5 protein-coding genes and 1 pseudogene are annotated in these 3,646 nt (G+C 69.4%); 3 read left to right on the top strand and 3 right to left on the bottom strand.

All coding sequences use genetic code 11. The features are described 5' to 3' along the window. Positions 1 to 79: 79 nt before the first annotated feature. From ACLQ24_RS28930 to ACLQ24_RS28920, 3 genes and pseudogenes are all read left to right on the top strand, one after another. Positions 80 to 211: pseudogene (locus ACLQ24_RS28930) on the top strand (GntR family transcriptional regulator); the annotation flags it as partial. Continuing rightward, complete coding sequence (locus ACLQ24_RS28925) at positions 212 to 754, top strand: hypothetical protein (RefSeq protein ID WP_425894907.1); 543 nt, start codon at positions 212 to 214, stop codon at positions 752 to 754. 252 nt (positions 755 to 1,006) lie between these two features. Beyond that, positions 1,007 to 1,891: a DUF559 domain-containing protein gene (locus ACLQ24_RS28920; RefSeq protein WP_425894906.1), complete on the top strand. Its 885-nt coding sequence runs from the start codon at positions 1,007 to 1,009 to the stop codon at positions 1,889 to 1,891. 116 nt (positions 1,892 to 2,007) lie between these two features. On the opposite strand, the gene ACLQ24_RS28915 is transcribed toward ACLQ24_RS28920, so the two are convergent. The 3 genes from ACLQ24_RS28915 to ACLQ24_RS28905 are packed head-to-tail and all read right to left on the bottom strand — an operon-like array spanning position 2,008 to position 3,523. Continuing rightward, positions 2,008 to 2,466 carry a hypothetical protein gene (locus ACLQ24_RS28915; RefSeq protein WP_425894905.1) on the bottom strand — a complete coding sequence of 153 codons (459 nt, stop codon included), beginning with the start codon at positions 2,464 to 2,466 and terminating at the stop codon, positions 2,008 to 2,010. Positions 2,467 to 2,498: 32 nt separating this feature from the next. Then, positions 2,499 to 3,002 (bottom strand): hypothetical protein, encoded by a 504-nt coding sequence (locus ACLQ24_RS28910; protein WP_425894904.1) that lies wholly within the window; start codon positions 3,000 to 3,002, stop codon positions 2,499 to 2,501. Positions 3,003 to 3,061: 59 nt separating this feature from the next. Continuing rightward, positions 3,062 to 3,523 (bottom strand): hypothetical protein, encoded by a 462-nt coding sequence (locus ACLQ24_RS28905; protein WP_425894903.1) that lies wholly within the window; start codon positions 3,521 to 3,523, stop codon positions 3,062 to 3,064. Positions 3,524 to 3,646 lie beyond the last annotated feature (123 nt).

The raw sequence follows: 3,646 nt of genomic DNA, 5'->3' as shown, positions 1-3,646 counted from the left end.
CAAGATCATGCCAGCCACAGCCACCACAGTAGACCGCAGCCCCGCTCAGCCGATCAACTCAAGCTGAATACGTACGTCCGACCGCTTCGACGTCAGCTCGTCCACCATTCAGATGGTCTACGTCCGTCTGGAGGCGTTGCGGGTCATTCGGCGGCACCAGGGCAAGGGCATCTTCGTGACCGATCCGAAGACCTGGATGCGGGAGCCGTAGGTGGCGTGGGACATCTCGGAACACGCCGCCTGCGCGGGTGGTCTCGCCACACGAGTGGCGAACCTGCGGCAGCGCTTTCCCGACGCGTTCGTGACGTGCGACGTCGCCGACCAATTCTCCGGGCCCGAACTCATCTGCTGGAACGCGCATCCGCGCGAGACCTGGGTGTGGGTGTTCGAGTCGGATGGCCCTGCGGGGGTGCGGCGAGCTTCGGCCCGGCTGGAGCAGTTCCTCGCGGCCCTGCACGAGCTGACCGCTGTCGTGGACAAGGCGGTGGTGGCCGGCCCGAACGACGTCTTCGACAAGGAGTCCGTCACCGCGTCCAGTTGCATCGGCGTGGATGGGCGGATCGAGGTCCGGAACGGGCCCACGGACGGCATTCAGCTGTTCCGGGCCTTCGGTATCGATGGTTTCGACGACATCGCTGAGCGGGTCGCGATCAACCTCGTGCTTGGTGCCGCTCACAAGGCGGACCGTGACTCCCGGCTGGCGCTGGGTTTCCGACGTGATGGTCTCTCCGTGCACTCGCCTGGTGACGAATAGCATTGACGTACGTCGCTGTGCATTCCGTGGTCGACGGATCTCCCCTCTTGGGCGAACACCCTTTACGTTCATGCTCTGTCCCGTCGCATACCACGTCGAGGCGCGGTCTGGGGCGCCGTCCACAGGAGTGCGGGCTGTCCACAGGGGCACCCGCGCGGACGGTGTGCGATGGCGCGGTACGGCAGGTTCGTCCCATGGACTCGCGACTGTGCGCGCTCATGGCCTCCAGCGGTGGGTTGTCCACCTGGGGGGATGGTGCGGGCGGCACCCGAATGGACGGTGCAGGCCGCGTGCTGGGCTGGTCGGCTGGTCCGGGCGCTGCCCGGGGTCTACCTGGACGCCACCCTGCTCTCCGACACGGACACGGAGGCGCCGGTCCTGGCCCGCGTAGAGCCCGAACTGGCGCGGCGGGCGACTCTCGCGTACGCCGACGGTCGGGGCGCGCTCAGTCGGCTGACCGCGCTCGACGTGTGGGGTCTGCGCCGCCAGCCACCCGGCGAGCCGGTGTACGTCGACGTACCGATCGGCTCGGGTCTGCGTGACCGTGCGCCGTTGGTTCTCCGCCACCGCACAGGGTTCGCGGCCGAGCCGCCGCAGGTGGTGGTGCGAGGCGGGTTCCCCGTGACGCGACTCGACCGGACCCTGGTGGACTGTTGGCCGCTGCTGCCACCGGTCGACCGTCCCGGGCCCGTCATCCATGCGGTCAACGACCGGTTCACCACCCCGCAGCGGCTCGTCGCGGCCCTGGCCGACATGCCCCACCTGACCGACCGTGCGACGCTGCGCGCTCTGGTGGGCCGGCTCGCCGCCGGTTGCCGTAGCCCACTGGAGATCTGGGGCCACGACCACGTGTTCACGGGGGCGGGCATGCCTGCGTTCATCCGGCAGGCACCGGTGCGAATCGGCGGACGGACCATCTACCTTGACATGTTCGCCGAGACCGAGCGCGTCAATGTCGAGCTGGACGGCGCCACCACCCACGGCGACCCGGCCGAACGCGAGATCGACCTTCGCCGCGATGCCCTGCTGGCAACCAGGGGAATCCTCGTGGTCCGCTTCACCCACCGCCGCCTAATGGCCGACCCCGACGAGGTGCGCCAGCAGACCCTGGCGATTCTCGCCAGCCGCCGCTCATGATCACTTGATGGTCACCAGTTCTCCGGGACCTCTGGCAACTGGTCGGCATCAAGTGATCATGAGCAGCGGCAGCGGCAGCGGCAGCGGCAGCGGCAGCGGCGGCAGCGGCAGGGGCGTCAGGGGGTTGTGGCGAAGGCTAGGGCGCCGCAGCCGGCCACCAGCAGGAACAGGGTCAGCAGGATGAGGCTCACGATCGCGCCGGGGCGTCGGATGACCGGCTTGCCGGGGTCGAGCGGCGCGGGCAGGTGCGCCGCGACACCCGGCGTGGGCTGGGGCGGGGAGAGCCGCAGGATGCGACGCAGCCGGAAGCGGTCGACGCCGAGGAAGATCGGAATGCCGATGACCCCGATTCCCCACCAGCCCGCGAGCAGGGTCTTGTTCGTGTAGTGGCGGTACAGGGAGAGGCCGCAGGTGCGGCACATCCAGCCGCGTTGGGCGGAGACGACGTACAGGATCACGATGCTCGTCATCGACTGGAACGACACGTGGGCGGCAGGGTGGCTGCCGCAGAACTGGCACTCGCCATCGGCGGGCGGGCGCAGGGCCGGGGGCGGCACGGCCCCGGAAGTGGGCATCGTCGACATTGTTGGCTCCGAGGGGCGAGGGGTCAGTTGGCCGGGGTGGGGTAGCGCTCCCCGCCGTACTGGCGGAGCGCCGCCGTGACCTCGTCGCGTGACTGCCGGGTGTTCCGCAGGTCGGCGATGTGGTAGCCGCGCAGGCCGGTCAGCTCGACGTCGGGCGGCACCGGGCGCTGGGTCTGGTCAGCCACCCACACGGTCAGCATGCTCGGCTTCTCCAGCTTGCCGGCGTTGGGTCGCTTCTCGATCGCGACCCGGGCCACCTCCGACCACGCGAACTGTGTCGTGGCCGCTCCCTTGGTCCGGGTGATGCCCTGCTCGCCGATGCTGACGGCGAACGCCTCGCGGCTCTCTCGCACCGCGCCGATGCCACCGATCAGGGCCAGCAGCGCCGCCGCGTAGCCGACCCAGTTGCCGAAGGTGAACTCCCGGCCCATCGCCGCCAGCAGTTCCGGCGAGAACAGCAGGAAGACGGCGAGCACGAGCAGCGCAGGCCCCTTGGCGTACGGCTTCCAGTTGCGTTCGAGTTCCATTGTGTTTCTCCCCCGTGCCTTCCCGAGCGGAAGGACGGGAGGATACTAGCCAGTGGTGATCAAGATTTGGTTGCGCGGTGGTGAAGAAGTTCGCCGATCCAGCGCGCAGCGTCCCGCTGGGCGGCGAGCAGGTGCTCCCGGGCGTCCGCCAGCTCCTGGTCCGTGCCCTCGTCGAGGTGGTCGCCGAGGATCGTCGCCCACTGCCGGCTCAGCTCCTCGGCGTACGTCGCCCTGCGCATCTGCTCGTCGAACTGGTACTCCATCCGCACCATCGCATCGACGTGCGGTCGGAGCGCCGGCATGATCCGCTCGTCGAGGCGTACGGCGGCGTCGGGTCGGCAGGTCACGAGGACGTCCCCGCGCCGGTAGGACCACTCGGGATCCTCGGCGAGCGCCCGCTGCAACGCCACCTCCAGGTCGGCCGCCCGGTGCGGTGGCAGGTCCCGGGCGGCATCGGCGGCGAGTCGGGTCAGGCGCTGGATCGCGTTCGGCTGGAAGTACCCCACGTACCAGCTCAGCACCTCGGCCCGCAGGCTCGCCGGCGACGACCAGGCGAAGGTGGCGCGGACATATTGACCAGTAACCCAAAGGTGCCGTGGTTAGCCGGCTGCGTAGCGGACTTCTGGCTTGCCGAACAAGGCTTT

Origin of the sequence: Micromonospora sp. DT4, assembly GCF_049841675.1 — a bacterium.
GTDB lineage: Bacteria > Actinomycetota > Actinomycetes > Mycobacteriales > Micromonosporaceae > Micromonospora.
Note: the sequence above shows the minus strand (reverse complement) of the source record. Positions and strands in the feature narration are given on the sequence as shown.

What these genes read in the sequence shown, in the direction of transcription:
- ACLQ24_RS28920 (WP_425894906.1), top strand. Translation starts at nt 1,007, where the DNA reads ATGGTGCGGGCGGCACCCGAATGGACGGTGCAGGCCGCGTGCTGGGCT.
- ACLQ24_RS28915 (WP_425894905.1), bottom strand. Translation starts at nt 2,466, where the DNA reads ATGCCCACTTCCGGGGCCGTGCCGCCCCCGGCCCTGCGCCCGCCCGCC.
- ACLQ24_RS28910 (WP_425894904.1), bottom strand. Translation starts at nt 3,002, where the DNA reads ATGGAACTCGAACGCAACTGGAAGCCGTACGCCAAGGGGCCTGCGCTG.